This is a genomic window from Rhodococcus sp. IEGM 1351 (assembly GCF_030056875.1).
Classification (GTDB): Bacteria; Actinomycetota; Actinomycetes; order Mycobacteriales; family Mycobacteriaceae; genus Rhodococcus_F; species Rhodococcus_F opacus.
The window spans coordinates 107,931-132,303 of record NZ_JASHKU010000020.1 but is presented as its reverse complement, the minus strand read 5'-3'; the positions used below and the strand labels follow the sequence as shown (position 1 = coordinate 132,303).

30 protein-coding genes and 3 pseudogenes are annotated in these 24,373 nt (G+C 67.3%); 10 read left to right on the top strand and 23 right to left on the bottom strand.

From position 1 onward, the window contains the following. The coding region (locus QM806_RS41850) for an Lsr2 family DNA-binding protein (RefSeq protein WP_502943914.1) at positions 1 to 728 on the bottom strand (728 nt) is incomplete at its 3' end. 463 nt (positions 729 to 1,191) lie between these two features. Between QM806_RS41850 and QM806_RS29630 the strand changes: the two genes are divergently transcribed. The 3 genes and pseudogenes from QM806_RS29630 to QM806_RS41845 form a co-directional block, all read left to right on the top strand. Further along, complete coding sequence (locus tag QM806_RS29630; protein WP_005262256.1) at positions 1,192 to 1,503, top strand: hypothetical protein; 312 nt, start codon at positions 1,192 to 1,194, stop codon at positions 1,501 to 1,503. Next, the gene (locus tag QM806_RS29625; protein ID WP_155755948.1) at positions 1,500 to 1,661 is read left to right on the top strand and encodes a hypothetical protein; all 162 of its coding nucleotides are present in this window, start codon (positions 1,500 to 1,502) and stop codon (positions 1,659 to 1,661) included. Before QM806_RS29630 ends, QM806_RS29625 begins: the two co-directional genes overlap by 4 nt. 39 nt (positions 1,662 to 1,700) lie before the next feature. Further along, positions 1,701 to 2,021 (top strand): annotated as a pseudogene (locus QM806_RS41845) (hypothetical protein); the annotation flags it as partial. Here the strand turns inward: QM806_RS41845 and QM806_RS41840 are convergent. From QM806_RS41840 to gvpO, 3 genes are all read right to left on the bottom strand, one after another. Beyond that, positions 1,997 to 2,911 carry a hypothetical protein gene (locus QM806_RS41840; RefSeq protein WP_368681081.1) on the bottom strand — a complete coding sequence of 305 codons (915 nt, stop codon included), beginning with the start codon at positions 2,909 to 2,911 and terminating at the stop codon, positions 1,997 to 1,999. The pseudogene QM806_RS41845 and the gene QM806_RS41840 overlap by 25 nt on opposite strands. A 132-nt stretch (positions 2,912 to 3,043) precedes the next feature. Next, on the bottom strand, positions 3,044 to 3,784 hold the full coding sequence (locus QM806_RS29615; protein WP_005564314.1) for a ribonuclease H-like domain-containing protein: 741 nt from the start codon (positions 3,782 to 3,784) through the stop codon (positions 3,044 to 3,046). 499 nt (positions 3,785 to 4,283) lie between these two features. Beyond that, a complete protein-coding gene (gene gvpO, locus QM806_RS29610; RefSeq protein ID WP_375154201.1) occupies positions 4,284 to 4,676 on the bottom strand; it encodes a gas vesicle protein GvpO in 393 nt (130 codons plus the stop codon). Positions 4,677 to 5,183: 507 nt separating this feature from the next. Between gvpO and QM806_RS29605 the strand changes: the two genes are divergently transcribed. From QM806_RS29605 to QM806_RS41835, 3 genes are read left to right on the top strand one after another with little or no spacing between them, the layout of a single operon-like run. After that, positions 5,184 to 5,387 carry a cold-shock protein gene (locus QM806_RS29605; RefSeq protein ID WP_061045414.1) on the top strand — a complete coding sequence of 68 codons (204 nt, stop codon included), beginning with the start codon at positions 5,184 to 5,186 and terminating at the stop codon, positions 5,385 to 5,387. Positions 5,388 to 5,441: 54 nt separating this feature from the next. Beyond that, entirely contained in the window at positions 5,442 to 6,515 is a 1,074-nt protein-coding gene (locus QM806_RS29600; RefSeq protein WP_005564310.1) for a hypothetical protein, read from the top strand. Continuing rightward, entirely contained in the window at positions 6,502 to 6,624 is a 123-nt protein-coding gene (locus QM806_RS41835) for a class I SAM-dependent methyltransferase (protein WP_162276220.1), read from the top strand. The genes QM806_RS29600 and QM806_RS41835 overlap by 14 nt, the downstream gene beginning before the upstream one ends. 534 nt (positions 6,625 to 7,158) lie before the next feature. Here the strand turns inward: QM806_RS41835 and QM806_RS29595 are convergent. From QM806_RS29595 to QM806_RS29585, 3 genes are all read right to left on the bottom strand, one after another. Next, positions 7,159 to 7,452 carry a hypothetical protein gene (locus tag QM806_RS29595; protein ID WP_155755949.1) on the bottom strand — a complete coding sequence of 98 codons (294 nt, stop codon included), beginning with the start codon at positions 7,450 to 7,452 and terminating at the stop codon, positions 7,159 to 7,161. A gap of 484 nt (positions 7,453 to 7,936) precedes the next feature. Then, positions 7,937 to 8,392 (bottom strand): hypothetical protein, encoded by a 456-nt coding sequence (locus tag QM806_RS29590; RefSeq protein ID WP_005564308.1) that lies wholly within the window; start codon positions 8,390 to 8,392, stop codon positions 7,937 to 7,939. A 44-nt stretch (positions 8,393 to 8,436) separates the two neighbouring features. Continuing rightward, on the bottom strand, positions 8,437 to 8,877 hold the full coding sequence (locus QM806_RS29585; RefSeq protein ID WP_005265116.1) for a MerR family transcriptional regulator: 441 nt from the start codon (positions 8,875 to 8,877) through the stop codon (positions 8,437 to 8,439). 471 nt (positions 8,878 to 9,348) lie between these two features. Here QM806_RS29585 and QM806_RS29580 point away from each other — a divergent pair. After that, positions 9,349 to 9,550: pseudogene (locus QM806_RS29580) on the top strand (cold-shock protein); the annotation flags it as partial. Positions 9,551 to 9,701: 151 nt separating this feature from the next. On the opposite strand, the gene QM806_RS29575 reads toward QM806_RS29580, so the two are convergent. The 8 genes and pseudogenes from QM806_RS29575 to QM806_RS29540 form a co-directional block, all read right to left on the bottom strand. Further along, complete coding sequence (locus QM806_RS29575) at positions 9,702 to 10,199, bottom strand: SRPBCC family protein (protein ID WP_005256238.1); 498 nt, start codon at positions 10,197 to 10,199, stop codon at positions 9,702 to 9,704. 56 nt (positions 10,200 to 10,255) lie between these two features. Further along, positions 10,256 to 10,501, bottom strand: coding sequence for a hypothetical protein (locus QM806_RS29570; protein ID WP_240483077.1), 246 nt, complete (start codon positions 10,499 to 10,501; stop codon positions 10,256 to 10,258). A 117-nt stretch (positions 10,502 to 10,618) separates the two neighbouring features. Continuing rightward, positions 10,619 to 10,885: a hypothetical protein gene (locus QM806_RS29565; protein WP_242322864.1), complete on the bottom strand. Its 267-nt coding sequence runs from the start codon at positions 10,883 to 10,885 to the stop codon at positions 10,619 to 10,621. Positions 10,886 to 10,921: 36 nt separating this feature from the next. Then, the gene (locus QM806_RS29560; RefSeq protein ID WP_283293738.1) at positions 10,922 to 11,116 is read right to left on the bottom strand and encodes a hypothetical protein; all 195 of its coding nucleotides are present in this window, start codon (positions 11,114 to 11,116) and stop codon (positions 10,922 to 10,924) included. A gap of 9 nt (positions 11,117 to 11,125) precedes the next feature. Next, entirely contained in the window at positions 11,126 to 11,362 is a 237-nt protein-coding gene (locus QM806_RS29555; RefSeq protein ID WP_005256246.1) for an SOS response-associated peptidase family protein, read from the bottom strand. A 133-nt stretch (positions 11,363 to 11,495) separates the two neighbouring features. Beyond that, positions 11,496 to 11,742 (bottom strand): annotated as a pseudogene (locus tag QM806_RS29550) (MFS transporter); the annotation flags it as partial. Between the two features lie 56 nt (positions 11,743 to 11,798). Continuing rightward, on the bottom strand, positions 11,799 to 12,233 hold the full coding sequence (locus QM806_RS29545; protein WP_043788538.1) for a hypothetical protein: 435 nt from the start codon (positions 12,231 to 12,233) through the stop codon (positions 11,799 to 11,801). Positions 12,234 to 12,459: 226 nt separating this feature from the next. Then, positions 12,460 to 13,200 carry a lipoate--protein ligase family protein gene (locus QM806_RS29540; protein ID WP_054248691.1) on the bottom strand — a complete coding sequence of 247 codons (741 nt, stop codon included), beginning with the start codon at positions 13,198 to 13,200 and terminating at the stop codon, positions 12,460 to 12,462. Between the two features lie 240 nt (positions 13,201 to 13,440). Between QM806_RS29540 and QM806_RS29535 the strand changes: the two genes are divergently transcribed. After that, positions 13,441 to 13,878: a cupin domain-containing protein gene (locus QM806_RS29535; RefSeq protein ID WP_005564295.1), complete on the top strand. Its 438-nt coding sequence runs from the start codon at positions 13,441 to 13,443 to the stop codon at positions 13,876 to 13,878. Positions 13,879 to 13,899: 21 nt separating this feature from the next. On the opposite strand, the gene QM806_RS29530 is transcribed toward QM806_RS29535, so the two are convergent. From QM806_RS29530 to dprE2, 4 genes are read right to left on the bottom strand one after another with little or no spacing between them, the layout of a single operon-like run. Next, positions 13,900 to 14,643, bottom strand: a complete 744-nt coding sequence (locus QM806_RS29530) for a cobalt-precorrin-6A reductase (protein ID WP_283293735.1) — start codon at positions 14,641 to 14,643, stop codon at positions 13,900 to 13,902. Between the two features lie 2 nt (positions 14,644 to 14,645). Beyond that, positions 14,646 to 15,395, bottom strand: a complete 750-nt coding sequence (gene cobM, locus QM806_RS29525; protein ID WP_005256254.1) for a precorrin-4 C(11)-methyltransferase — start codon at positions 15,393 to 15,395, stop codon at positions 14,646 to 14,648. After that, complete coding sequence (gene cbiE / locus QM806_RS29520; protein WP_283293734.1) at positions 15,392 to 16,627, bottom strand: precorrin-6y C5,15-methyltransferase (decarboxylating) subunit CbiE; 1,236 nt, start codon at positions 16,625 to 16,627, stop codon at positions 15,392 to 15,394. The genes cobM and cbiE overlap by 4 nt, the downstream gene beginning before the upstream one ends. Further along, on the bottom strand, positions 16,624 to 17,400 hold the full coding sequence (dprE2, locus tag QM806_RS29515) for a decaprenylphospho-beta-D-erythro-pentofuranosid-2-ulose 2-reductase (RefSeq protein WP_005256257.1): 777 nt from the start codon (positions 17,398 to 17,400) through the stop codon (positions 16,624 to 16,626). The genes cbiE and dprE2 overlap by 4 nt, the downstream gene beginning before the upstream one ends. Before the next feature lie 30 nt (positions 17,401 to 17,430). On the opposite strand from dprE2, the gene QM806_RS29510 reads away from it, so the two are divergent. Then, positions 17,431 to 17,844: a TIGR03618 family F420-dependent PPOX class oxidoreductase gene (locus QM806_RS29510; protein WP_005564285.1), complete on the top strand. Its 414-nt coding sequence runs from the start codon at positions 17,431 to 17,433 to the stop codon at positions 17,842 to 17,844. Here the strand turns inward: QM806_RS29510 and QM806_RS29505 are convergent. Beyond that, the gene (locus QM806_RS29505) at positions 17,804 to 18,562 is read right to left on the bottom strand and encodes a polyprenol monophosphomannose synthase (RefSeq protein WP_005256260.1); all 759 of its coding nucleotides are present in this window, start codon (positions 18,560 to 18,562) and stop codon (positions 17,804 to 17,806) included. The genes QM806_RS29510 and QM806_RS29505 overlap by 41 nt on opposite strands. Before the next feature lie 118 nt (positions 18,563 to 18,680). Further along, entirely contained in the window at positions 18,681 to 19,820 is a 1,140-nt protein-coding gene (locus tag QM806_RS29500) for a M24 family metallopeptidase (protein WP_005256261.1), read from the bottom strand. Positions 19,821 to 19,856: 36 nt separating this feature from the next. On the opposite strand from QM806_RS29500, the gene QM806_RS29495 reads away from it, so the two are divergent. Beyond that, entirely contained in the window at positions 19,857 to 20,813 is a 957-nt protein-coding gene (locus QM806_RS29495) for a 5'-3' exonuclease (RefSeq protein WP_283293732.1), read from the top strand. Positions 20,814 to 20,837: 24 nt separating this feature from the next. Here QM806_RS29495 and QM806_RS29490 read toward each other — a convergent pair whose 3' ends face one another. Both QM806_RS29490 and QM806_RS29485 read right to left on the bottom strand, forming a co-directional pair. After that, on the bottom strand, positions 20,838 to 21,527 hold the full coding sequence (locus QM806_RS29490) for a DUF4333 domain-containing protein (protein ID WP_081792281.1): 690 nt from the start codon (positions 21,525 to 21,527) through the stop codon (positions 20,838 to 20,840). Positions 21,528 to 21,629: 102 nt separating this feature from the next. Beyond that, positions 21,630 to 24,359, bottom strand: coding sequence for a DEAD/DEAH box helicase (locus QM806_RS29485; RefSeq protein WP_283293729.1), 2,730 nt, complete (start codon positions 24,357 to 24,359; stop codon positions 21,630 to 21,632). Positions 24,360 to 24,373 lie beyond the last annotated feature (14 nt).

The window sequence follows — 24,373 nt, the reverse complement described above, 5'->3', positions numbered from 1 at the left end:
TCACGGCCCTCCCCGATCGCCCACTCGCGAATCTCTTTGGTCGTCGTCTTCGCCGGACCTTTGTTGACCGCCGCCGCGCTCTTCGCCGACGCCTTTGCGGCGGCTATCTTTTCCGCGGCCGTCGTCTTCGGCGCTGTTGTCTTCGCCGGAGCCTTCTTCGCCGCCGGCGCCTTCTTGGCGACTGCCTCCGCGACCGTCTTCTTCGCGACTGCCTTCTTCGCAGCCGTCTTCTTCACCGGCACCGCCTCGGCCTGAATCTCCTTTGCCTGAGCGTCATGGAACGCTCGCTCGATCTCAGCCGAAATCCGACCGCGGGGCGACACTTCACGGCCCTCCCCGATCGCCCACTCGCGAATCTCTTTGGTCGTCGTCTTCGCCGCAGCCACCTTCTTCTCCGCAGCCACCTTCTTCGCCGCCGGTGCCTTCTTCGCGACTGCCTTCTCCGCGACCGTCTTCTTCGCAGCCACCTTCTGCGCCGCCGGTGCCTTCTTGGCGACTGCCTTCTTCGCAGCCGTCTTCTTCGCGGCCGTCTTCTTCGCGGCCGACGATTTCGCGGCTACCTTCCTTGCTGGCGCCGTTTTTGCCTGAGCGTGATGGAAAGCTTGCTCGATCTCAGCCGAAATCCGACCGCGGGGCGACACTTCACGGCCCTCTCCGATCGCCCACTCACGGATCTCCTTGGTCGTCCTCTTCGCCGAACCTTCGGAATTCCTCGGTGATACCGCCATCGTGCTCTCCTTCTATATCGGCAATCGTCGACCGCACACAGTAACGGCAGGTCCGTCTCGGTGATGAGGAAGCTCACCCGAACTCACATTTCAATTGTCTAAAGCCATTGTCCATGTGGGCAGACCAACACGACCCTCGTGGAGCTAAAACTCACATTCACCGAGCTTTTTGCAGGGCGAGCGTGGCTCGCCATGGCAGGAGTTAGTCTCCAACGCATTTCCGAATTGTCTCGGCGGCTGGGGATTTAGTGCGGCGGCTTTGGCGACTTCTGTGTTCAGGGCGGCGAGCGGGCGTGCGCGTTAGCCCACCATCTACCGACCGACGACTGTGCCGGGAATTCCGGCGGTGCAGCGTCTCCCGGACTCGGGTCGCAGCGGTACCGAACCCTATGATGCAGGCGCGCGCCGGCCACATCCCCAGCAGCCGGGAGAACATTGTCATGACCGTGCCACCGCATGTGGAGTGTGGTCTCTCGCAGTCAGCGTCATCGGTGTCCCCACAGCGCCGCGGTACGCGGCGATCGCCTACCTCGACGCCGACGCCCCCGATCTGCTGCCGCTCGGCGCCGGGGATGTCCCGGCCGTCAACGCCGTCCGCGCCGTCCTCCGCGCGCACGCCACCTCCCCGCCGCCCTCACCCACTGCGTTCAGGTCGGGGTGCGGGGGGCTGCCACCGGCGAATCTGCACGCAGACGTCCTCGTCACCAGCCGGCGGGCGGTCGTCGGATCCGCCGCACTTCCCGCGGCTCGACCATCGCCGATGAGGCCGTCATGATCACCGACGACCCCGACACGATCACGGCCGCCCAGGTTCATCGACACCTCGACGAGATCACCGAAGTCGACCACGCAATCCAACGCCACCGCCACCGCGATCTGGCAGATCGGCCGGATCGTGCCCCTGCCCGGGATCGGCGGTCGGATACGCGCTGAACCCGAATTCCTCCCCACCCCAGTCACCCGAATGTTCCTGTGGCACCGCATCGACTGCCAACCCGGCGCGACCGAACTGCAGAAGCGGGACACGCACACCACCCGGCGGCGCACCGAAGCGGGTCCGGCCGCAAACTACGCTCTCGAGTGGTTCCGCGTCAACATCCCCGGTGGCACGAACGCACAGGCAGGGTCACCGACTACGACGCACCGGCGAGTCACCGAATCCGACGACACAGCGGACACCTCCCTCGAACAGCTCTCCGCCAGCAGGAAAGACACCCAGTCTCCCACCGTTGGACGTCGAAGACACCGACACCGCAGACTCGTTCGAACTACCCCGGCGCCGACCTGTCCGGCGAACAACTCACCGTCCGCGTCATCTCCGAACAATCCGACGAAGTCACCTGCATAAGTTGTTCCTGGTCCATCACCGCAGCCGACTTGCCGACAAGCAGCAGCCGATCTGCCGCGACTGCGCCTGAGACCGGGACGGTCAGGGGTCGGGTCGGTCGGCCGGAACCTGCGGGTAGACCACGACACCCGTTCTCCTTCACCCACGTCTCGTCACCGCCGTCGGCATGCTCGACGACCAGTTCGACGATCGGAAGCTCCGCGGCCAGTGGGTGATCGAACGCGGCCCGGGCGTTGCGGGCGCACACCGTCTCCTCGGAGTCGCCGGTGTAGAGGGCGTCGATGACGAACCCCGGGGTGAACCGGCCACCGAACCCGTCACCGCCCCGCAACGCTTCCTGCCGGCCCCGCCACCACCTGGTCAACGCCCGGGCACGGGTGATGTGCTGGGGTGCTTCGACATCGAGGATCGTGAACTTCTCGTACTCGGCGTACGCGAGGTCGGTCAGTAGCCGCGGGCCGAGGCCCGGCCAGCTGAACGTGCCCTCGAGGACCAGGTTCTCCCCGCGGGACAGACAGATCTCGGTGACGATGTCGAGGAGTTTCGTCGACTCGGCGTGCACCAGGGTGGCGAGTTCGCGGGGCATCAGCCGGTGCCCGTCCGCAAGGTCGATGCTCAGCAGGTCGGTGTAGACGCCCTGTTCGATGGCATCGCGGAGCAGGTAGTCCTTGATCGTGTCCGCATCGAGCACCTGCCAGCCCTGCCCGGCGAGGTGCCGGCGGTCGATACTCGACGACTTCCCCACCCCTGTGGTCCTGCGGTCGTACCGGTGGGCAGCCGACGTCTGGTTCGGATCCTGACTGCGCTGCGGGGCGCGCGGTGGTGAGACAAGCACCGATCGAAGGCTTCGACGATCTTCGGTCCGATCGTGAAAAATTGGCACCGTCCGACACGACGCAAGGCTGGCGCGCGACTCACGATCGAGCACGCTATTGGGGGCCCGCGCGGCCGCTCGCTGGCCAGACTTCTAAATGTAAATGACGTCATCGGCGTGGAGCGGCTCGTGCCTACCGGTCGGAGGCGTGATTCCGTCGTGGATCGACCGCAGGTGGTCCGCCACGCCAACGAGGAGGGTGACGTCGCTCCGGACGTACCGGATCAACTCAGCGCGAATTTCCTCTTTCACGGACGGATTCGTCGTGCTCCGGTGCGCCCTCATTCGCGCGGACCCTACCGAGCCGTTCATGGACGGGACGTCGTTCGCGATCCCGAAGTACGCAGCGACGGTCTTGAGATCCAGACTCTTCGTCGGCAGGATCATCGCACCCTTGGTCCATTCGAGCAGGTCCGTGTGGTGGCGCGTCTCGGTGAGGTTTCCGATCAGCTGGTTCTCGACGCTAATTTCCGTGACCGCCTTTCGGAGAACTCGGATGTCAGACTGACTCCACGAGATGACGGGAAGATCAGGATAGGCCGCCAAGAAGTCGGCCAACTGGGCGAGCAGATCGGCCTGATGGGTCTCGTCGGCGAAGATGGTGAGCTGGCGCGGATTGGCTACTCCGACCGCGCGAGCGCAGAACGTCCACACCGCCGCGGTGGTCTTCTCTTCCTCGTGTTCGAGATCGAGGGCGATGTAGCCGGCCGGAATCGGTGCGTGGGTGCCGGGCAGGATCCTGGGCTTGTTCGCCACATATACCTCCCCGTGGGCTCGCCACTGTTCGATCTTGCCGATGGAGGTCAGGATCCCGCTCTTCTTGTCGCACAACACTGGCGTGGATGACTCGTCCCAGTCGGCGTCCTCGTCGTCGACGTCGTCGTAGTAATCTGCGGTTTCCCAATCGATCCCAAGCCGGATGCTGGATAATCACCGCTACGTACCCACCTTCACCAGGCGCAAAAGCGGCAGGCGTCGCTGGTTGGACGAGTACACGTCCGCGGTGAGCGGCACCCGGATTTCGGAGTTTCACACCGCCCGCTGACTCACTGTTGTGGCCAGTGGAACGCAGCCCAGACCGCGGCGGCGGCGAGCGCCACGATGACCACGACCATCACGGCACTGATGACGAATTCGTTGTCGGCGACGAGTTGCTGCATGGCAGAAGTATGCGGTCCGCCTGGCGGGCGGGGCGAGTTCTCGCGTGCAGCGCCGCAGCGCACCGAAGTATGCACCGCCCTGCGCACTATCAGTGGTGTTCGATTGCTGCGGGGCGAGAGCCGGCGTGCTCGACGGACCAGAGGAACCGTAGAGACCTCGGAGTGTGTATCTGTCAGCCGCTTCCGTCGCTTCCGTCCACGGATGGGGTCTGTCCGTCTCCGTCGACGGAGGGTTCGTCGTCTGACAAAACGAGGGCGGAGCCGCGCCGGTATCGGCGGGTCCTGCGGTAGGACAGCATTTCGCCGTCCAGGTCCAGCACCACTTCGTAGAATGCGAGCATGTCCGCCGTCGGGGGGATGTGCCGGTGGTCGATCACCTCCACTTCGACCGTCCAGCCTTCCTCGGTCGGCAGCACCGATGTCGCGCTCTCCGACTCCTTTCCGATCAACACCTCGATGTCACGCAACGCGGCCGCAGCGGCCGCCGCTGCCGATACGGGCCGGGGATGGACCGCCATCCCAACCATCTCCTTTTCTTTCGTGGGCGTTGGCTGTGAGCTGGCCATATGCCAATCCTTTCACCGCTCGGTGGGCGGCCACCAGGGCACCGGCGCGCAGGGTGCGCGCCGCCGGTACAGCGAACCAACTGTTCGGGTCGGTGCAGCTCCGACTCGCGCCGTAAATAGCCCGATTTCCGGGCCTCATGTGGGTTGGGGGTGGGGCATGCGGTGCCCGCCTGCGGCCCGCCTGCCACTGACACGGTTGCTTCTCCTTCCGACAACGTGCGGATCAGTGAACCTCCTGTTCGGTGCAGGCGTCGTAGCTCGCAGATGCTCGGCCGTGCTCAACGTGGTCGTCGGGGTACCACCCGTGCTTGCGTGCCGCGGCGAAGTTGCAGGATGCAGGACCTTCGCCCCTACTCACGGGGCGCTGTCTTCTGAGATCGTTCGTATCGAGGACACCGCCTCCAGTCACGTTCGGTTTTCGGCCGTCCGGGGTAATGGGGTGGTCAGGATGTTCGAGGTCGGTCCTCGGCGGAAGGTCCGGCTCGCCGGGACAGGGAGTGAGCGACCATGGCGCAGGGCACGGTGAAGTGGTTCAACGGCGAGAAGGGCTTCGGGTTCATCAGCCCGGATGACGGCGGCGCGGACCTCTTCGTCCAGTTCTCCGAGATTCAGTGCAGCGGGTACAAATCGCTGCAGGAGAATCAGCGGGTCGAGTTCGAGGTCGGCCGGGGACAGAAGGGGCGGCAGGCCCAGAATGTGCGTCCCGCCTGAGCTGCTCTGTACCGCGCAGGGATTCGAGCCGGAATGCCCGCTCGAAGCCCGGCAATGGGCGACCACCATGGGGCAGGCAACGGAGCGTCGGACGGGATGAGCGCCATGCCCGAAAATGACGAGACGGGACCGATTCATCGGTGGACGCCCCTCGCCGTGCGGATTGAGGCGGTCGAACGCTTCGCGGACTGCGCCGAACACGTGCTGACCGTCACCGACCCGGCATGGTCCGACGTCGCGCAGGACTACCGGCTGCTGGCCGTCAACAGTTCCCTTCGCCGCCAGCAGGACAGCATCCGGGCTGCCCTCCTGCTCAGCCGCCACGACTTGGGTCATCTGGCCGTGGCGTTTGTGCGCGCCGCCCTCGACGACGTGATGCATCTCCGGTTCTTCGCCTCGCTCGACCTGGACCGGTCCCAGGAGTTGTTCGCGTCGATGAGCAACTTCGACTCCCTCCGAGCGCTGCTCGCCCAGCGCAACTACATCGGGGACACGGAGATGGCACGGCTGTCGTACCCCAAACCTTTCCTTGACTGGGCCGTAGCCGGGAGCGAGGAAACCAGAGCCGTGCCGAGAAGGCTGAAGAAGCAGTACGGATGGACGGGCGGCCTTCTGCCGCCGGGGATGTGGGTCGCCGACCGTGCCGGGCAACGCGAGCTGTATGACTACCTGTCCGCGGCGTCGAGCCGGGCAGTGCACTTCTCCGCGGGCGAGATCATGCGCCGCGGCTGGATAGAACCGACCGGAAAGCTGGTCACCGACAAGCCCGCGTTCCGCGAGCACCTCGCTTGCTTCGCCCTCGACCGACTGTGGCGGCTGTACCTCGACACCTGGCAGGTCGCCGCGCCGATGCTCGAGCGGGCCGGGATCAGCAACGACCACTCCCTCCGCGACGACGAAATGATCACCGCCATCGCGCGTCTGCGGGAGACCGGCTCGGTTCCTCTCGTCCACGCCCACGAGTGGAAACTGCCCCGACGACCCCTCCGACCTGACAACAAGACGCCCGGCGCGCCCACTATTCGAAGATCCGCACCGACATGGGAGCGGTGCGGGGTTCTTCGAGACAAACGAAAAGTTCCGCGACCCCGACGCCGTCGTCGCGGTCAACGTCTTGGACCACCTTGACCGGCCCGCGCTGGGCCTGCACGAGGCCTACCGTGTGTTGCGCCCGGACGGGCTGTTCATTGCAGGCACGATCTCCAGGGTGGATTCCCCGGAGTTGGCGCCGTTCTGACAACCGGAGCCGACTCCGTTCGATGCAGAGGACGCTCCACATCTGGTCGCAGCCGCCTTCGGGGCGGCTGAGACCGGGCCTGGGACGCGTCACTCATCACACTGCCCGACCGGGACGCTGTGCGGGACTACCTTCCGGCACGTCTGGTGCCGCACTACCGGGCAGGGCTTCTCGCCGATGTGCTGGCCGACCGCGGCCCCCTGCCGCTGCCGTTGACCAAACGCGGAGCACTCATACTCGCCCGACGCGCATCGTGACCGCCTCATGCGACAGATTCATGACGACGTGCTGTCCCGCGAGGGATCGCTGGCCGGTCGCCGACCACCAACTATCGGCGTGATCGAAAGGCTTCCGCCGAGGGCGCGAAGCCAGTAGAGATGCAACTGTGGACACCTCGCTCAGATACCGCACATCGACACTACTGCCAGCATTGCCAAGTAGACCTGGCACTGCGCCGTGACCGTCTGTCTCGGTGGCCAATCCAGTCCACTTCACCGATCTCGTCCCGGTGCAGGTTCGGCTAGCGGGGTGCGATCAAAGGTCGAATGTTCGCCGTAACTCGTCGAATAGTTCCTGGTAATGGGTGGTTCCGTAGGTGAGAGCGGCGAGCACGAGGGGTTGCAGCATCGCCAGTTCCTTCGTCTCGAGCGCCCGGAAGATCGAGGAGGCGGCATAGATCCATTGCACGTACTCATGCCCGTCCGCGTGGAGGGAGATCTGTTGCGGGGTCTCCGGGTCTCTGGAGAGGCGTTCGAGGGCACGCGCTTCATTGTCGAAGGGCGGCGGAAGTGGGTCATGCTTGTCGAGTGCGGTCAGGGCGGGTGCCACCCAACCCATATCAGCGAGGCCGGCTCGCTCGTATGCACTTTTCGCTGCCCACCGAGCAATGGCATCCTGCCGAGATTCCGGACGTTCGATCAGCTGGTCGAGGAGGTCCCGGTCGAGTTGAGCGAGTCGCTTCGCCGCCTCACGGATGGCGCGATCGTCGAATAGCCGGAATCGTTCGGCGGGCGGGCGACCACCCCATTCGGCAAACTTCTCAGCGAGACTCCGATGGGGATCGGACAGAACCGCCGTGGCGGGGCCGGCGGACGCAAGTTCAGTTGACCGTCGAGGGTGTCAGCTTGCCGCGCTCCCATCACGAACTGGTGGTGATCGACTCCGACGATCCCCCATTGCGTCATCGCATCAGGCTAACGGCGTACCTGGCGTATACGTTCCGAAAACGGATGGTTTAGCGGGACCGCATGCCGCCGCCTCGCATGGTGTGGTCTGGGCCGATGCGACAGTCCGTCCTCGCAAAGGCCCGAGGTCAGATCGCCGAGCGGATAGGCGGCTTCCAACTGGTACTCCGAAGGGGCGGCGGTGTGGCATCAGCAGCCGGATCGGGCATCGAATCCTTCGCCGTGGATTCGTCGCCGTCACTCCAAACCAAGTCCTTCTTCTCGAGTTGGGCGAAGCTGCTTTTGCCGGTGCCAGGCCACACTTGCAGCCAGTAGTCCTCTGACGGTTCGCTGACATCCATATCCCAATTGGCGTCCCGTCCCCGTGCATGCGCGCGAAGCCGATACCGGGCGGGTAAAAGCTGCGGTGTCACCCGTAGTCCCTCAGCGAGCTCACCGGTGAGGGTCATGACGACGAGTTCCGTCGTCACCTCGAGGTCGGCCTCCTCGATGACTTCCCACTCCGGGAATGCCTCAGCGTGCGGCGCCGACTCCAGGACCTCGACCCCGACTCGTACCGGTCCGTAGGCGATACCGGTGTGCACCGTGGCGACTCCGGGGCCGACCTCGAGCAGACTTCCGCGCCGCTTCAGCCGGATGCGGGGCCGGGCTGATCCGACTTGGAGCGGTGGGTGTGCTGGAGTTCAGAGTTGATGCGTCGGGCCTCGGCGAGTTGGTCTTCGAGGATGATGATGCGGCACGCGGAATCGAGTGCGGTGCCCTGGTCGATCAGTTCGCGGGCTCGGGCCGCGAGACGGAGCTGGTATCGGGAGTAGCGGCGGTGGCCGCCCTCTGAGCGTCCGGGGGTGAGCAGCTTCGCGGCGTCCAGGCTGCGCAGGAATGCCTGCGTCACGCCGAGGATCTCGGCGGCGTGACCCATGCTGTAGGCCGGGTAGTCCTCGTCGTCGAACTTCCCGGCCGGGTCACGGTCGGGCGAATCTTTCTGAATGGGGGTGACACCTTTCAACGGACAGGGCCCCCGGCGCCGTGAGGCACCGGGGGCCGGAGCGGGTTTCACTTCCTTGTTCACTGCACTTCTTCCGGCTGTCGGGCCTTCGTGCTGCCCGGCCGCCGCCGGACGTGCCGGGGCCTTACACACTCACGTCAATCCTTACCCGGCACATCCTGGTCTTGCGGTACTTCTCTGCGGGCAGTTCATTCTCTCCCGCACCTCGTGAACTCTTTCCTTGCGACGAGAGGAACATTACAGCAGCGACCTCTCAATGTCTATAGTGACCACTACAGAAATTCTGGAGCGGTTGACCTGGGATTTCACACCAGGCTGCCGACTTTTCTGTCCACGTCGGCGGCCGCTCGCTCGACGGACCGGCTCTCGTTGATCGATGACGGACGGCGAAGTCGGCAGTCGCAGTAAGCGTCGAGATGTCCGCTTCCTCAGATCAGTGTGGTCGCCCCGATCCGTCGTCTGGGTGGCAGGATCACTGGTATCGAGATCGGGAATTCGATATGAATGCCCGGATCGACTTCAGGGAGTATCGGCATGGCGCAGGGCATTGTGAAGTGGTTCAACAGCGAGAAAGGGCTTCGGTTTCATCGCGCCCGACGACGGAACTCCGGACGTCCTCGTGCATTACTCGGAAATCATGGGCAGCGGTTTCACGTCGCTCGATGAGAACCAGCGTGTGAAGTTCGAGGTGGGCCAGGGACAGAAGGGCCCGCAGGCCACGAATGTGCGGGCTGTCCAACTAGTCTGCGGGACCGCACCCGCCGGGTGCGGTCCTCATTCGATAGCCGGATGAGTACCGCCGACCGGTCAGCGATCCACGGACTGAACCTCTGCGGCTGGAAGGTGCAGGCTCACACCTGCCCACCAGTGACGACGTCACGAATGCGTCAGTCCGGTGTGTGCTCGGTGGGCTCTGGCATGAGAAGTTGCGCGGACAGCAGCTCCAGTGCCTGTCGTGCGTAGCCACGCCACATCGAGGTGATCAGCGGCATGACAAGTGCCCCAAGGGCCCTCGAGTGCAGGGTCCATCGCCAGGTGATCATCGTCCCGGTCCCGTGCGGGACGAACTCCCAGGTTCCGTCGATGCTGTCGACCAGTGGCCGCATCGGGCCGGTAATGTCGCTGAGCCGGTAACTGAACGAGTGAGGCGCATCGACGTCCGTCAGCAGCTCGCGCATCGTTCCGCCGTCCGTGGTGACCACTGTGCGCGACTGTCCGACCCGGCTCCAGATCCCGTCCTGTCCGCGGACCTGCTTGATGGGCGGCAGCAGGGCGTAGCGGCGGGAGAAGATCGCGGTCAGAGGAATCGGCAGCGTCACATCGAAGGCTTGCCGGCGCGCGATCGGGATCGCCCGCGACTGCTCGACTGTGATAGGCGTGGCCATCACGCGAGCCTAACGTAGGCGGCAGCGGCCAGTGATGGATCCTTGATCGGGGGCGACTACTGACCGAACGTGAATCGCAGGTTCGCGTTGATGAGTTCGTTCACTCGCTTGCGCATGCGGACGATCGTCTCCCCGTCCGGGACCGGTTCATCGACGACCAATGTCCAGTACAGGGTGGTGCTGCCGTGTCGTGGGCCTACGTCGAAGCGGATCCGTGCATCCGGTCGCCACGAACGTTGCGGTACTACGACGAGATCGGCCTGCTGCGTCCGGCCGACGTGGGTGCCGATATCGCCGAACACCAAGGCGTGAGCGTCCAGACGGTCACGACGCGGATCCGGGCGCGGTCTCAGCTCGTCAAGCTCCTCGCGCCTGTTTCCTGATCGGGGGCACCCGCCAGGGCATCTCGCTGAGGGGAATCATCGCGTCGCCGAGTTCAGGTCCTGCACGAGCCGGGGGTTGCGCCACTGCCCCACCATGGTCAACCACCGGCCCGCGGGATAGGACAGGCGGACGACGAAGTAGTTGACGTACTCCAGGACACCGAAGACCCATACGGCTACGGCTGCTATCGCCACGCTGACGTGATCGGGCCACCACACGAGCACTCCGACGAGCCCGACCACAAGCAAGCCCGGATCGACGATCCGGAACACACGATTGGCGGCGGCGAGGGCGGCCGGCATCGGTGCCCGCTCGACCCAGCTACGTGCCGACAACCGTTAGATGCCCGCCTGCACGAGGAGCACGAGCAGTGGGATCAACGCCGACCACAGGGCCGCGGAATCCTGCCTGATCTCCACTCGGGGCATCACGGCGACGACGGAAACGGCGGCGAAGACCGCCGCCGCCAGCTCGCCCGTGCCCAGACTCAAATACTTCCGCCGCAACGTCTCTCGCCGCTCATCGATCATCATGTCACCCCCTCAAACGCAACGCACCGGGCGTCTGTTCCTGGGTACCAGTCCCCATCGAACTGTCCGGATCTGTCGACTGGCTTCGGCGTCCGGCTGATCCCGCGGTGCTCGTTCGAGGACGACCCGGTCCTCTTGCGTGGGTGCGACGCTGTAGGACGGTTTCAGCTCCTCGCCGACGACCTCGGCGACCTCGAAGATGGAGCGAGTTTCTTTGTGGGTGGTGGTGCTGGCATACCGTCCGCACACGTTCGTCCTCCCTGATCGGTCCTCTTGATCCCGATCTAACACGCCGGGACTGACGATTTCACCGGGCCCTGCGGAATAGTGCGGAAATGCGACGTCAGGATCCGGTGGCCGTCGAGGACTCGCTGGTAGTAGGTGCCGACGACTGCGCCCCCGTACTCTCCGCCGATCGCGAGACCCTGCAGCAGCCGCAACGTCACCAGCAGTATCGGCGCCAGAATCCCGATGTGGTCATAGGTGGGCATCAGTCCGAGCGTCGTGGTGGCGCCGCCCATGATGAGCAACGTCGTCATGAACGTCTTCTTACGGCCGACGCGGTCCCCCATTCTGCCGAACACCATGGCGCCGATGGGGCGTACGACGAAACCCGTGCCGAAGGACGCCGTGTGGGCGATCCTTGATCACCGGGCCGGGATGGTCGGTCTGCGTGACCCCTTCCTCACGGAACATTCCAGGTACCCGCGCCGGGCAGTGCGGTGAGGACACCTGGACGGTCGGACCAGCCGTTGACGGTCAGGACGGCGACCACCGTTCCCGACCCCGTAAGCACGGGACCCGTGGACCGCGACGGGACCACGGCGCCGGCGGCCCCAGTCGTCAGATTGCGCCAATGCACTGTGCAGACGCAATATTCGACAAATCCGGTCATACCCGGAGCCTCGGGATCTGTGCGCACCATCACCTGCGAATAGACGGGACTGAGAAAACCGGTAGGCAAATTGGTGATTCCGATGACCGGCACCGGCAGGACGGTATCCGTGGGCGCCGCGGTCGCGACGGGTGCGACACCCAGGAAGAGAGCACCCAGTCCGACCAGAACAGAAGCAGCCGAAGTTCCCCGTCCAGGTAGGACGTTCGAGGTACGTCGTCGCATCGGATCTACCTCCCGTGGGGACCCATCCGGTTCGCTCGGACACGACTGGGGCGTGCCGCGGGGTCACCGATGCCGTCGCCGGGCCGTCGTCATTCGTTACAGCATGCAGCGGGAGCAGAAGGGCCATTTGTCTGCTGCTTCGGGTAGGACTCGATGCTCTGGGCCCGGAAGGGACTTGCCGTTGCAAGTCGAATTCGCCGTCCTTGGCGCACGGCGCGGTAACGCCTCACGCCACATGTGCGTCGCGCAGGTTCGCGGCCTCCTCCAGGAGGTCGGGGTCGGCGGTCCGTTCGCGGACCACGCCGATTTCGGCGAGGATCGCTGCCCGGACCGGTTCGAGCGTGACGGCCGGGTTCAGGTCCGTCAGGGACGCCGCGGTGCCGGGGTCGAACTCCAACTCGAGGGCTGCATTGACATCGGTGAGAACCGCCCGCAGGGGGTCGGAATCGGAGACCACCAGTTCGAAGCCGAAGAGCCACGCCCCGGCGACTATTCGCTGCGCGGTCCCTGCCAGCTTGACGCGGCCTGCGCCGTTCACCGTCCAATCACCGGGGCAATACTCACCGGGCACCGGTCCGATGCGAGCGTCGAGACCCAGCTTCCTCAGCACGCCGACGAGCCGCGGGGTGATGCGCTGGAAGCGGGGGCGCGCCCCGACCATGCCCTCGGTGTCCCGGGAGAACATCTCCACGACGAGGGTCTGCTCGTGGTAGGCCGCCGCCCGACCGCCGGCTCCTCGGACGACGGGGGTGAATCCGTGTCGCCGCGCCGCCGCGGCGGCGGCCGGAAACTGCGGTCGAACAGCGTCCAGACGTCCGAACGACAGCGTCCGCGCGGGACTGTAGATGCGGATCAGTGCAGGGGCATTCGGCTCTCGCGCGGTGCGACGCAGAAGTGCCGTGGCGAGCGCCGCGTCCAAGACGGGATCGTCCGGAAAGTGCGTGGTCAGCAACTGCTCGATCGTCATACTCTTCCCGTCGGTCCGCCCCGAATATCTCACGGCCGCGACGTCATCGCCACAACCTGCACGCCACTACAGTGTCGCCGAGGGGGACGACAAGAGCACCCGGAGGCAGTCGACGCGGGATCGGGTTCGCGGATATCCCCGCGGCAGCTCTCACCGGAGCCCTACCCTGGACACGCCGAATTGCACTCCCTGGATGCCTGCACACAGTGTGCCGGGCCAGCGCGCCGAGAGGTCGTCACGATGCTCCTCAGATCGAGTGTGGTTGTCTTGTCCTGTGCCGTCGCCGCGGTACTGTCCGCGTCCCCCGCCCAGGCCACGCCGTCGTCGGGAGTGACCGCGCAGGTGCTGTTCGAGACCACGGTTCCGGCGGTCGCGGGCAGTTCGGCGGGCACCGATCTCACGCTGCGCCGCATCGAGATCGCCCCCGGCGGCACGACGGGGTGGCACTTCCACGACGGTCCGGTGTACGCGTTCGTCGAATCCGGTGTGCTGTCCCGCACTCTGCAGGACTGCACGAAAGCGGTAACGACAGCCGGTCAGGCGATCACCGAGGACCACGGAAGCGATCACGTGCACGAGGGCTCGAACCTGGGCACCGAACCGCTGGTGTTGCTCGCGTTCTACACGGAACCGGAGGGCAAGCCGCTGTCCGAGGACGCGCCGGCGCCGGCCTGCTGACGGGTCACCGCACCCGCGTCCTCATCGTGTGACGGAGGCGATCCACTCGACTGCTCCCGCGACGTCGTCCACCGTTGCCGTTGCCGACGGCAACGGTGGACGGCGAATCATCAGCACCGGCACGCCCAGTGTGCGGGCGGCGTCGAGTTTCGCGTCGGTCTGACCGCCGCCACTGTTCTTGGTGACCAGGATGTCGATACGGTGCTCACGCATCAGCGTGATCTCGTCGGCCACCGCGAACGGCCCGCGGGCGAGGAGCAGTGTCGACTGCGGCGGCGTCGCCACGTCGGGTGGATCGATCGCGCGGATCAGAAACCACAGTGCGTTCAGGCCGGCGAACGCGCCGACACCCTGCCTGCCGATGGTGAGAAAGACTCTCGTTCCCAGGTCTGGCAGCAGTGCGGCCGCGTCGACGAGGTCGGCGGCGCGGTGCCAGCGTTCGCCGGGACGTGCAGACCATTCCGGGCGCCGCAGCACGACGTGCGGTATCCCGCGACGGTGCGCGGCGTCGGCGGCGTTGCTCGTGATCTGCGCCGCGAACGGGTGCGTCGCGTCCACGATCGCGTCGATGGGATGCGCGCGCAGCCACTCGTCGAGTCCGTCCGCTCCCCCGAATCCGCCGATCCGCACGTCGCCGACGGGCAGGCGCGGTTCGCGGACCCGGCCGGCGAGGGAGGACACGGTGTCGACCCCCGGAACGTCCGTGAGTGCGGCGGCGAGCGCTCGGGCCTCCCCGGTGCCGCCGAGGATCAGGATCCGTGCCACGCTCAGTGGGTGGTGCGCTCGCGAGTGGCGGAATACAGGTAACTGTCCGGAAATCCTTCGGCAGCAAGCACTTTCCCGACGATTACCACGGCGGTCTTCGTGACGCCCGCGGCCTTCACCTGATCGGCGATCGTGGCCAGGGTGCCGCGGAGCACGATCTCGTCGGGACGCGACGCGAACGCGACTACGGCGGCGGGACAGTCGCGGCCGTAGTTCTCGGTGAGTTCCAGGGCGATCTGATCGATCCGGTGCGCACCCAGGTGCACCACCATCGTGGCACCGCTGCGGCCGAGGGAACGCAGGTCCTCACCCTCCGGCATCGCGGTGGACAGCGTGGACACGCGGGTCAGCACGATCGACTGCGAGACACCGGGAACGGTCAACTCCCGCCCCAGCGACGCCGCCGCGGCGGTGAACGCGGGAACCCCGGGCACCACGGTGTACGCGACGCCGGCGGCCTCGAGCCGGCGCACCTGTTCGGCGACGGCACTGAAGATCGACGGGTCACCCGAATGCAGCCGGGCGACGTCCTCACCGGCCGCGTCCGCCTCGATCAGCAGGGCGACGATCTCGTCGAGACTCAGCCGCGCCGTGTCGATCACCCGCGCACCCTCGGGGCATTCCGCCAGCAGTTCCTGCGGGACGAGGCTGCCCGCGTACAGGCAGACGGGGCTGGCCGCGATGATCCGCTGCGCGCGGACCGTGACCAGGTCGGCCGCGCCGGGACCTGCCCCGATGAAGTACACCGTCATGTCGCATCACCTTTCGACTGCTTCGTCACCAACCACTGCGCCACCGGCAGTTGCGGCCGCCACGCGGTGAACCCGCCGAGCGGCTCACCGCGATACACCTGAAACTTGCGGAGCTGCCCTCCGCATTTCGAGAACCATTGCAGCAGAAGTGCTTCCGATTCCGCTGTCACCGCATTGGCCACCATCCGGCCGCCGACTCGGAGCCGGGACCAGCACTCCTCGAGCAGACCGTCCTGCGTGACGCCACCGCCGACGAAGATCGCGTTCGGGGTGGACAGTTCCGGCGGTACGTCCTCGAACGCTGCGGGTGCGTCACCGAACACCGGGAGGGACGGCACCCCGAGCGCTGAAGCGTTCGACTCGATCTGGTCGGCACGTGCCGCGCTGCGCTCGAAAGTCACTGCCCGGCAGAGGGGGTGGGTACGCATCCATTCGATCGCGACCGTGCCGGACCCGCCTCCCACGTCCCACAGCAGCTCCCCCGCCGCGGGGGCGAGGGCGCAGAGCGTCAGGGCGCGGATCTCGTGTTTGGTCATCTGCCCGTCGCCCGTGAACGCGACGTCGGGCAGTCCGGGCATCCGGGTCAGCCGGAGGGTGCTGGAGTCGGCCCGGCAGTCGATCGCGATCACGTTCAGCCGGGCCCCCGGCTCGTGCGACCAGGCCGACGCCGTGCCGTCGAGCCTCGACTCGTCGGGTCCGCCCAGTTCGCCGAGCACGGTGAGCCGCGACAGCCCGAACCCGTGTTTCGTCAGGAGTTCGGCCGCGGCGGCGGGGGTGTGTTCGTCGCGGCTCAGCACGAGCAGTCGCGTGTGATCGCCGAGTGCAGGCAGGAGCGTGTCCACCGGCCGGTTCACGAGACTGGCCACGGGCGTCTCGTGCGCCGCCCAGCCCAGCCGGGCGCAGGCCAGCGTGGCCGACGAGGGGTGCGAGATCACCCGCACCCGATCCGCACCGAGCAGGTCGACGAGGGTGACGCCGATACCGTGGAACATCGGGTCTCCGCTGGCCAGGACACACACCCGCCGACCGTGGTGCTGTTCGAACAAGCCCGGCAGCGCGGGGAGGAGCGGCGACGGCCACGCCACCCGCAGCGCCGGCGACTCGGGAAGCAGGGCGAGTTGCCGCCCCGAACCCATCACGACGTCGGCGCCCTCGATCGCGCGTCGCGCGGACGGCGCCAGACCGTCCCACCCGTCGGCACCGATACCGACGACGACGATCGGGTCGGTCATCGCGGCATCCGGCGCCAGACCGCCTGCGGCAGCAACCTCATGACGAAGAACACCGGGCGCAACCGTCCCGGCACCCACACTCGGCTCGCACCGCGATGCAGACCCCGCACGACCGCGTCCGCGACCTGCGCCGGTGTGCTCGACATCGGCGCCGGCGACATCCCCTCGGTCATCCGGCCGATCACGAAACCGGACCGCACGAGCAGGAGGGAGACACCGCTGCCGTGGAGGGCGTCGCCGAGACCGGAGGCGAACCCGTCCAGGCCCGCCTTCGCCGACCCGTACACGTAGTTGGCACGGCGCACGCGCACACCCGCGACGGACGAGAACACCACGATCCGTCCCGACCGCTGTTCCCGGAGCAGGGTCGCGAGATGGGTGAGCACACCGACCTGCGCGACGTAGTCGGTGTGGACCACGGCAACGGCGTGCCGCGCGTCCCGCTCAGCGCGCGCCTGATCGCCGAGAATGCCGAACGCCAGCACCGCCACCGACAGCGGTCCGTGCGTGTCCACCACGGACCGCAGCAGCTTCTCGTGGCTGTCGAGGTCGTCGGCGTCGAACTCCACGCAGTCCACCACGGACGCGCCCGCGTCCAGCAGCGCCTGCCGTTCGGCGGCGAGTTCGGTGCTGCGGCGGGCGGCGAGGACGATCGTGCGACCGGGTGCGAGCCGGGTGGCGATCTCGAGGCCGATCTCGCTGCGACCACCGAGGAGGAGTACCACCCCGTCGTCGCCGGGCTTGCCGCTGTTCTTCTTCGATCCCAGGCTCACCCGTCCAGTGTCCTGGATTACCGTCGGGGCATGGACCGCACCCCCTCCACCCCGATCCGCCTGACCGACGCGGCGCTCACCTTCCTCGGCGAATACCACCTCGGGACGCTCACCACCCTCCGCAAGAACGGCACCCCGCACGTCGTCGCCGTCGGCTTCACCTGGGATCAGGAGCACGGGCTGGCGCGAGTCATCACCAACGGCTCCTCGCAGAAGGCCATCAACGCCGAACGCGGAGGGTACGGCGCGGTGAGCCAGGTGGACGGACCGCGCTGGATGACCCTCGAGGGCCCGGCCCGGGTGCTGACCGACCCCGATTCCGTCGCCGACGCCGTCGCCCGCTACGCCGCCAGGTACCGCCAGCCCCGGGTGAACCCGACCCGCGTGGTCGTGGAGATCGCCGTCAGCCGCGTACTCGGCTCGGCTGCGCTGCGTCACCACTGAACCGCAACTTCCACGGGACCAGCGCGGACTCGATCTGCACGGCGAGGCTCATCTTGGACACCCCGTCGGTGCGCTCCTCGAACCGGATCGGGACCTCCGCGATGGTCATGCCGCGCTGCACCGTGCGGTAGTTCATCTCCACCTGGAACGCGTACCCGTTGCTCTGCACACCGTCGACGTCGATGGCCCGCAGGGTGTCCGCGTGCCACGCCTTGAACCCGGCGGTGGCGTCCTTGACGCGCAACCGCAGGATCGCGTTGACGTAGAAGTTCGCCCACGCCGACAGCGCCTTGCGATGCCAGGGCCAGTCGCTGGCGACCGCGCCACCGGCCACGTAGCGGGAGCCGAGGACGACGGCCGCATCCGTCGTCGCCAGGGTCTGCACCATCCGCGGGATGGCCTCAGTGGGGTGCGACAGGTCGGCGTCCATCTGGATCACGATGTCCGCGCCCTCGGCCAGCGCCCGGGTCATCCCGGCGACGTAGGCCCGTCCGAGGCCGTCCTTCACGGTCCGGTGCAGGACTCCGACCGGGATAGGACCGCTCTGCGCGAGCGTGTCGGCGACCTCACCGGTGCCGTCCGGCGAGTTGTCGTCGACGACCAGCACATGCAGGTTCGGAATTTCCGACGCCGCGAGAAGCTCGACGATCTTGGGCAGGTTGTCGCGTTCGTTGTAGGTCGGTACGACGACGGTTACCTTCGGGGCGACGCTTTCCATGACACCTTCGCGTGATCTGTGATCCCGACTCTCCGCGGACGTGCAGCGGCGAGTGCGGTCGTGAACAAATGGAAGATGTTACTACCCGCGCCGCACCGCCCCCGCACGCTCCCGGTGCTCAGCCGGGGAGCACCGTCAGCCCGTGGGGCCGGGTGTTGACCGGCTCACAGCCGTCGGCGGTCACGATCACGATGTCCTCGATCCGCGCACCCCACTCCCCGCGGAAGTAGATGCCGGGCTCCACGCTGAACGCCATCCCCTCGGCCAGCTCGATCGCGTTACCCGACACGATGTACGGCTCCTCGTGCACCGACAACCCGATTCCGTGCCCGGTCCGGTGCACGAACACCTCGGCCAGCCCCTGCGCGGCCAGCAGGTCGCGGGCGGCCGCGTCGACCGCCTCCGCGGTGACGCCGGGACGCACCAGGTCGACGGCCGCCGCCTGCGCCTCCTCCAGTACCGCGAACTTGGCTGCCACACCCGGATCGGGCTCACCCATGCTGTACGTGCGGGTGGAGTCGGAGTTGTAGCCGGGTTCGACGGGCCCGCCGATGTCGATGACCACGACGTCACCCGATTCGACGACCCGCTCGGACACCTCGTGGTGCGGGTCGGCTCCGTGCGGTCCCGAGCCGACGATGACGAACGCCGCCTCGGTGTGCCCCTCCGCCAGGATCGCGGCGGTGATGTCCGCCGCCACCTCGGCCTCGGTGCGGCCGACCTTCAGGAACTCCCCCATCCGTGCGTGGACCCGGTCGATGGCCTGACCGGCCCGGCGCAACGCGTCGATCTCCGCTTGGTCCTTGACCATCCGCAACTCCCGCAGCACCCCGGTGGCCAGGACCGGCAGCGCACCGAGCGCCTCCGACAGCGGAATCAGGTGCAGCGCAGGCATCGCATCGGTGACGGCGGTCCGGGCAGGCGACGGCAGCAGTCCCGACACCAACGCGTACGGGTCGACCCCGTCGACCCAGTCACGGATCGTCAACCCGAGCTCGGACGCCGCCGACTCGGTGAGCGACGCCAGTTCGAGCCGCGGCACGACCACGGACGCGGTGTCGCCGTTCGCGGGAATCACCAGGCAGGTGAGCCGTTCGAACGACTCCGCGCGCGAACCCAGCAGATACCGCAGGTCGGGTCCCGGGGTGATGAGGAGGCCGTCAAGTCCGGCGTCGCGGGCCAGTGCGCCTGCGCGAGCGATCCGGTCGGCATAGATGGTGGTCGGGAAGCGTGAAGTCGATGCGCCGAGGGAACTCATGGCTTCAGGCTAAACCGGTTTGGCAGGATGAGGGTCATGACAGGGCCTCTGCTTCTCCTCGACGGTGCCAGCCTGTGGTTTCGCGCGTACTACGCGCTACCCGACTCGATCACCTCACCCGACGGTCGATCCGTCAACGCGGTGCGCGGGTTCACCGACATGGTGGCCGCACTGATCACCAAGCACCAACCGACCCGGCTCGCAGTGTGCCTCGACCTCGACTGGCGGCCCGCGTTCCGCGTCGAGGCCGTGCCCACCTACAAGGCGCACCGGGTCGCCGAGGACACCGGCGGGGCGGAGGAAGAGGTGCCCGACACCCTGTCGCCGCAGGTCCCGATGATCCTGGATGTCCTGGCCGCCAGCGGAATCGCGACCGCCGGTGCGGAAGGGCTCGAGGCCGACGACGTTCTCGGCACCCTGGCCGCCACCGAGACTCGCGATACCACCATCGTCGTCACCGGCGACCGCGACCTCCTGCAGGTCGTCACGGACGACCCCGTGCCGGTGCGGGTGCTGTACGTGGTGCGCGGCCTTGCCAAGGCCGAACTGCTCGGGCCGGAAGAGGTCGCAGCCAAATACGGGGTGCCCGCCGACCGGGCCGGTGAGGCCTACGCCGAACTCGCCCTGCTGCGCGGCGACTCGTCCGACGGGCTGCCGGGGGTGAAGGGAATCGGCGAGAAGACCGCGTCGAGCCTGATCATGCAATACGGATCGCTCGCCGCCCTGCGGGCCGCCGCAGTCGATCCCGAATCCGACATGGCGAAGGGTGCGCGCGCGAAATTCGCCGCCGCAGCCGATTATCTCGACGCGGCACTGCCGGTGGTGCGGGTGGTGCGGAACGCGGATGTCGAACTGTCCCGTGAAGACACGCTGCCCGCCGAACCGGTCGATGCGGACCGGCTCGGCAGGCTGGCGGAGGAACTCGGAATCGAGAATTCCGTCGGCCGCCTCACTGCGGCGATGAATAAGGTGGCCGCCGCACGGGTTCCGTGACGGACGGGTGGGCCGAGGACGTGTCTAACTGGGGCGGCTCACCTCGTACGTGCCCTTGTCGTCGGTGAAGGTGAGAGTGACCTGCTTCTTCTCACCGTCGACGGTAAGACTGCACGTGAAGCTGTTGCCCTTCTTCACTTCCTGATCCGCGGGGCACGTGACACCGGACACGTTCTCGGCGCCGTACGAATCGGTGACGATGCGCTCGACACCGTCCTCGGCCGCCTTCTGATCGAGTGTGTCCGTGCCGAAGACCGTGAACGCGAGCACCAGGGCGATACCCACGATCACCAGCAGAGCCACCACACCACCGATGATCAACGGCAGCTTCGACTTCCCCGACGACGGCGGCTGCCCCCACTGCTGCTGGCCGGGGGTCGGGCCCCACTGCTGCGGCTGACCCGGTTGCTGCCCCCACTGCGGCTGCCCGGGCTGCTGACCCCACTGTCCCGGACCCGGCTGTCCGAGCTGACCGGGTTGCGGCTGCTGACCCCACTGCGGTTGTCCGGGCTGCTGCGGGTGCTGGCCCCACTGCGGCTGCCCGGGCTGCTGAGGCTGACCCGGTCCCGGCTGTCCCCACGGCTGGGCGGGCGGCTGCTGACCGTACTGCGGCGCCCCGTACTGGCCGCCGGTCTGGTCAGGGTTACCCTGGCCCGGTTGCTGTCCCTGGGCCCATTGCCCGTTCGGGTCGTTCGGTCCGTAAGGGCCGCTCATCGTCGCCTCCCGCTCACGTGTCAAGTTTTGTACCTACCGTAACGCCCCACCATCGGATTCGGGCCCTCGGACGGCGTGCGAATCCAACCACACGGCGTCGGGTCACGCAGCATCCACGGCGACGACACCGCGGCGGATCGCCGCGACCGCACGACCTGCGGCCTTGCCGACCTCCGGATCGGGGGACGTCGACCGGACCTGTTCGAGCAGGTCGATCACCTGCCTGCACCACCGAACGAAGTCGCCGGCAGACAGTGCACGCCCCTGATCTCCTGCCGCGATCAGCGCCTCGACGAGCGAATTGTCGCTCGCCCAGTGGAAGATCGCGGCAGCGAAGCCGAGGTCCGGCTCACGGGTGGGCGGCAGTTTGTGCCGGATCTCGTCCGCCCGCAGCTCCCGCCACACCCGCACCGTCTCGTCGAGGGCGTGCCGCAATGCTCCCGGACCGCCGCCTTCGACGGTGTCCCCTTCACGGCGCGATTCGAAGATCACGGCGGACACGACGGCGGCGAGCTCCGCGGGCCCGAGCCCCTTCCACACACCCTGCCGGAGGCACTCGGCCACCAAGAGGTCGCTCTCGCAATAGATTCGACTCAACCGCGTGCCGTGCTCGGTGGCGTCGGGGTGTTCGCCCGGCGAGATGTAGTCGCGCTCGGCGAGCAGCGACAGGATGCGATCGAACGTGCGCGCCAACGAGTTCGTCGTGGCAGCCACTTTCTGCCGCATCGTCTCGGTCTCGCGGGCCAGCCGGTTGTAGCGTTCACCGATCCGGCTCAGCTGCTCGCGGTCGGGCCAACTGTGGCACGGGTGCTGCCGGATGGCGCGCCGCAGCCGCGCGATCTCGGCGTCGTCGACGCCGGCACCCGACTTCTTACGCTTCCGGCGACCCGGCGCAACGATTCCGGTGCTGCGCAATGCCGATGCCAGATCGCGTCGCACGCGGGCGGTGTGGTGATCGAAGCGCCGCGGCAACCGCATCGACCCCAAAGACCGTGCAGGCTCGGGGAAGTCACCGGCCGACACCCGGCCCGCCCATTTCGCCTCGGTGAGGATCAACGGCTTCGGATCCGTCGGGTCCCGGTCCGGTTCCAGCACCACGGCCAGACCGGAGTGCCGTCCCACGGGGATCGCGATCACGTCGCCGCGCCGCAGTGCGACGAGCGAGGCGACGGCGGCGTCCCGCCGTTCGGTTCGGCCTGCCCGTTCGAGTGACCGTTCCCGGCTGCTCAGTTCCTCCCGCAGGCGCGCGTACTCGAAGTACTCGCCGTCCTCGCCGCCCAGCCGTTCGCGGAGCGTGGTGAGCGCGACCTCGTTGCGTTCGATGCCGCGCGTCAGGCCGACCACGGACCGGTCGGCCTGGAACTGGGCGAACGACCGCTCGAGCAGGGCCCGTGATTCCGCCGCGCCCATGCGATCGACCAGGTTGATGGTCATGTTGTAGCCGGGACGGAACGAGCTGCGGAGCGGAAAGGTGCGCGTGGAGGCCAGCCCGGCGACGTCCACGGGTTCCACCCCGGGCTGCCACAGGACCACCGCGTGACCCTCGATGTCGATGCCGCGACGTCCCGCCCGGCCGGTGAGCTGCGTGTACTCCCCGGGGGTGAGTTCGGCGTGGGCCTCGCCGTTGTACTTGACGAGGCGTTCGAGGACGACCGTGCGGGCGGGCATGTTGATGCCCAGCGCCAGCGTCTCGGTGGCGAACACGGCCCGGACCAGCCCCTTGACGAACAACTCCTCGACCGTCTGCCGGAACGCGGGCAGCATCCCCGCGTGGTGCGCGGCGAGCCCCCGCTCGAGCGCCTTGCGCCATTCCCAGTACCCGAGGACCTCCAGATCGGCCTTCGGCAGTTCGGCGGTGTGGGCGTCGATGATGGTCCGGATCTCGGCGACCTGCTCCGGCGTCGTCAGATCGAGGCGGGACCGCAGGCACTGCGCCAGCGCGGCGTCGCACCCGGCGCGGCTGAAGATGAACGTGATCGCCGGGAGGAGTCCCTCGTCGTCGAGGCGGGAGATCACTTCCGGTCGGGGCAGCGGCCGGAAGTCGCTGGAGAACCCGCCGCCGCGGCGTCCCCTACCCCGGGTCTCCCACGAGTCGGCCCGCTCGAGCGCCTGTCGCTGTTTGACGTGCCGGACCAGATCCTGGTCGACCACCAGATCCTTGAGCGCGTCCCCGCTGCGCGCCCTCGTGTCGAAGAGGTCGAACAGCCGCTTCCCGACCATGATGTGCTGCCACAGCGGGATCGGGCGGTTCTCGTCGACCACCACGGTGGTGTCGCCGCGCACCGTTTCCATCCACGCGCCGAACTCCTCGGCGTTGCTGACGGTCGCCGACAGGCTCACGAGGCGGACGTCCTCGGAAAGGTGCAGGATCACCTCTTCCCACACGGCCCCACGGAACCGGTCCGCCAGGAAGTGCACCTCGTCCATGACGACGTGGGACAACCCGCGCAGCGCCGGCGAGTCGGCGTACAGCATGTTCCGCAGCACCTCGGTGGTCATGACGACCACGGGGGCGTCCGAGTTGATGCTCGAATCGCCGGTCAACAGCCCGACCGTGTCCTTGCCGTACCGCCGCACCAGCTCCGCGTACTTCTGATTGCTCAGCGCCTTGATGGGTGTCGTGTAGAAGCACTTCCGGCCGGCGGCGAGCGCCAGGTGCACGGCGAATTCGCCGACCACGGTCTTTCCCGCGCCGGTCGGGGCGCAGACGAGGACGCCGTGACCGCCCTCGAGAGCACGGCAGGCGTTGATCTGGAAGGGGTCGAGCACGAAGCCGAGCTGCGCCGAGAACACATCGAGTTCGGTGCCGCCGGTCGTGTCACCTGTTGTCACTGCCACCCCGTCAG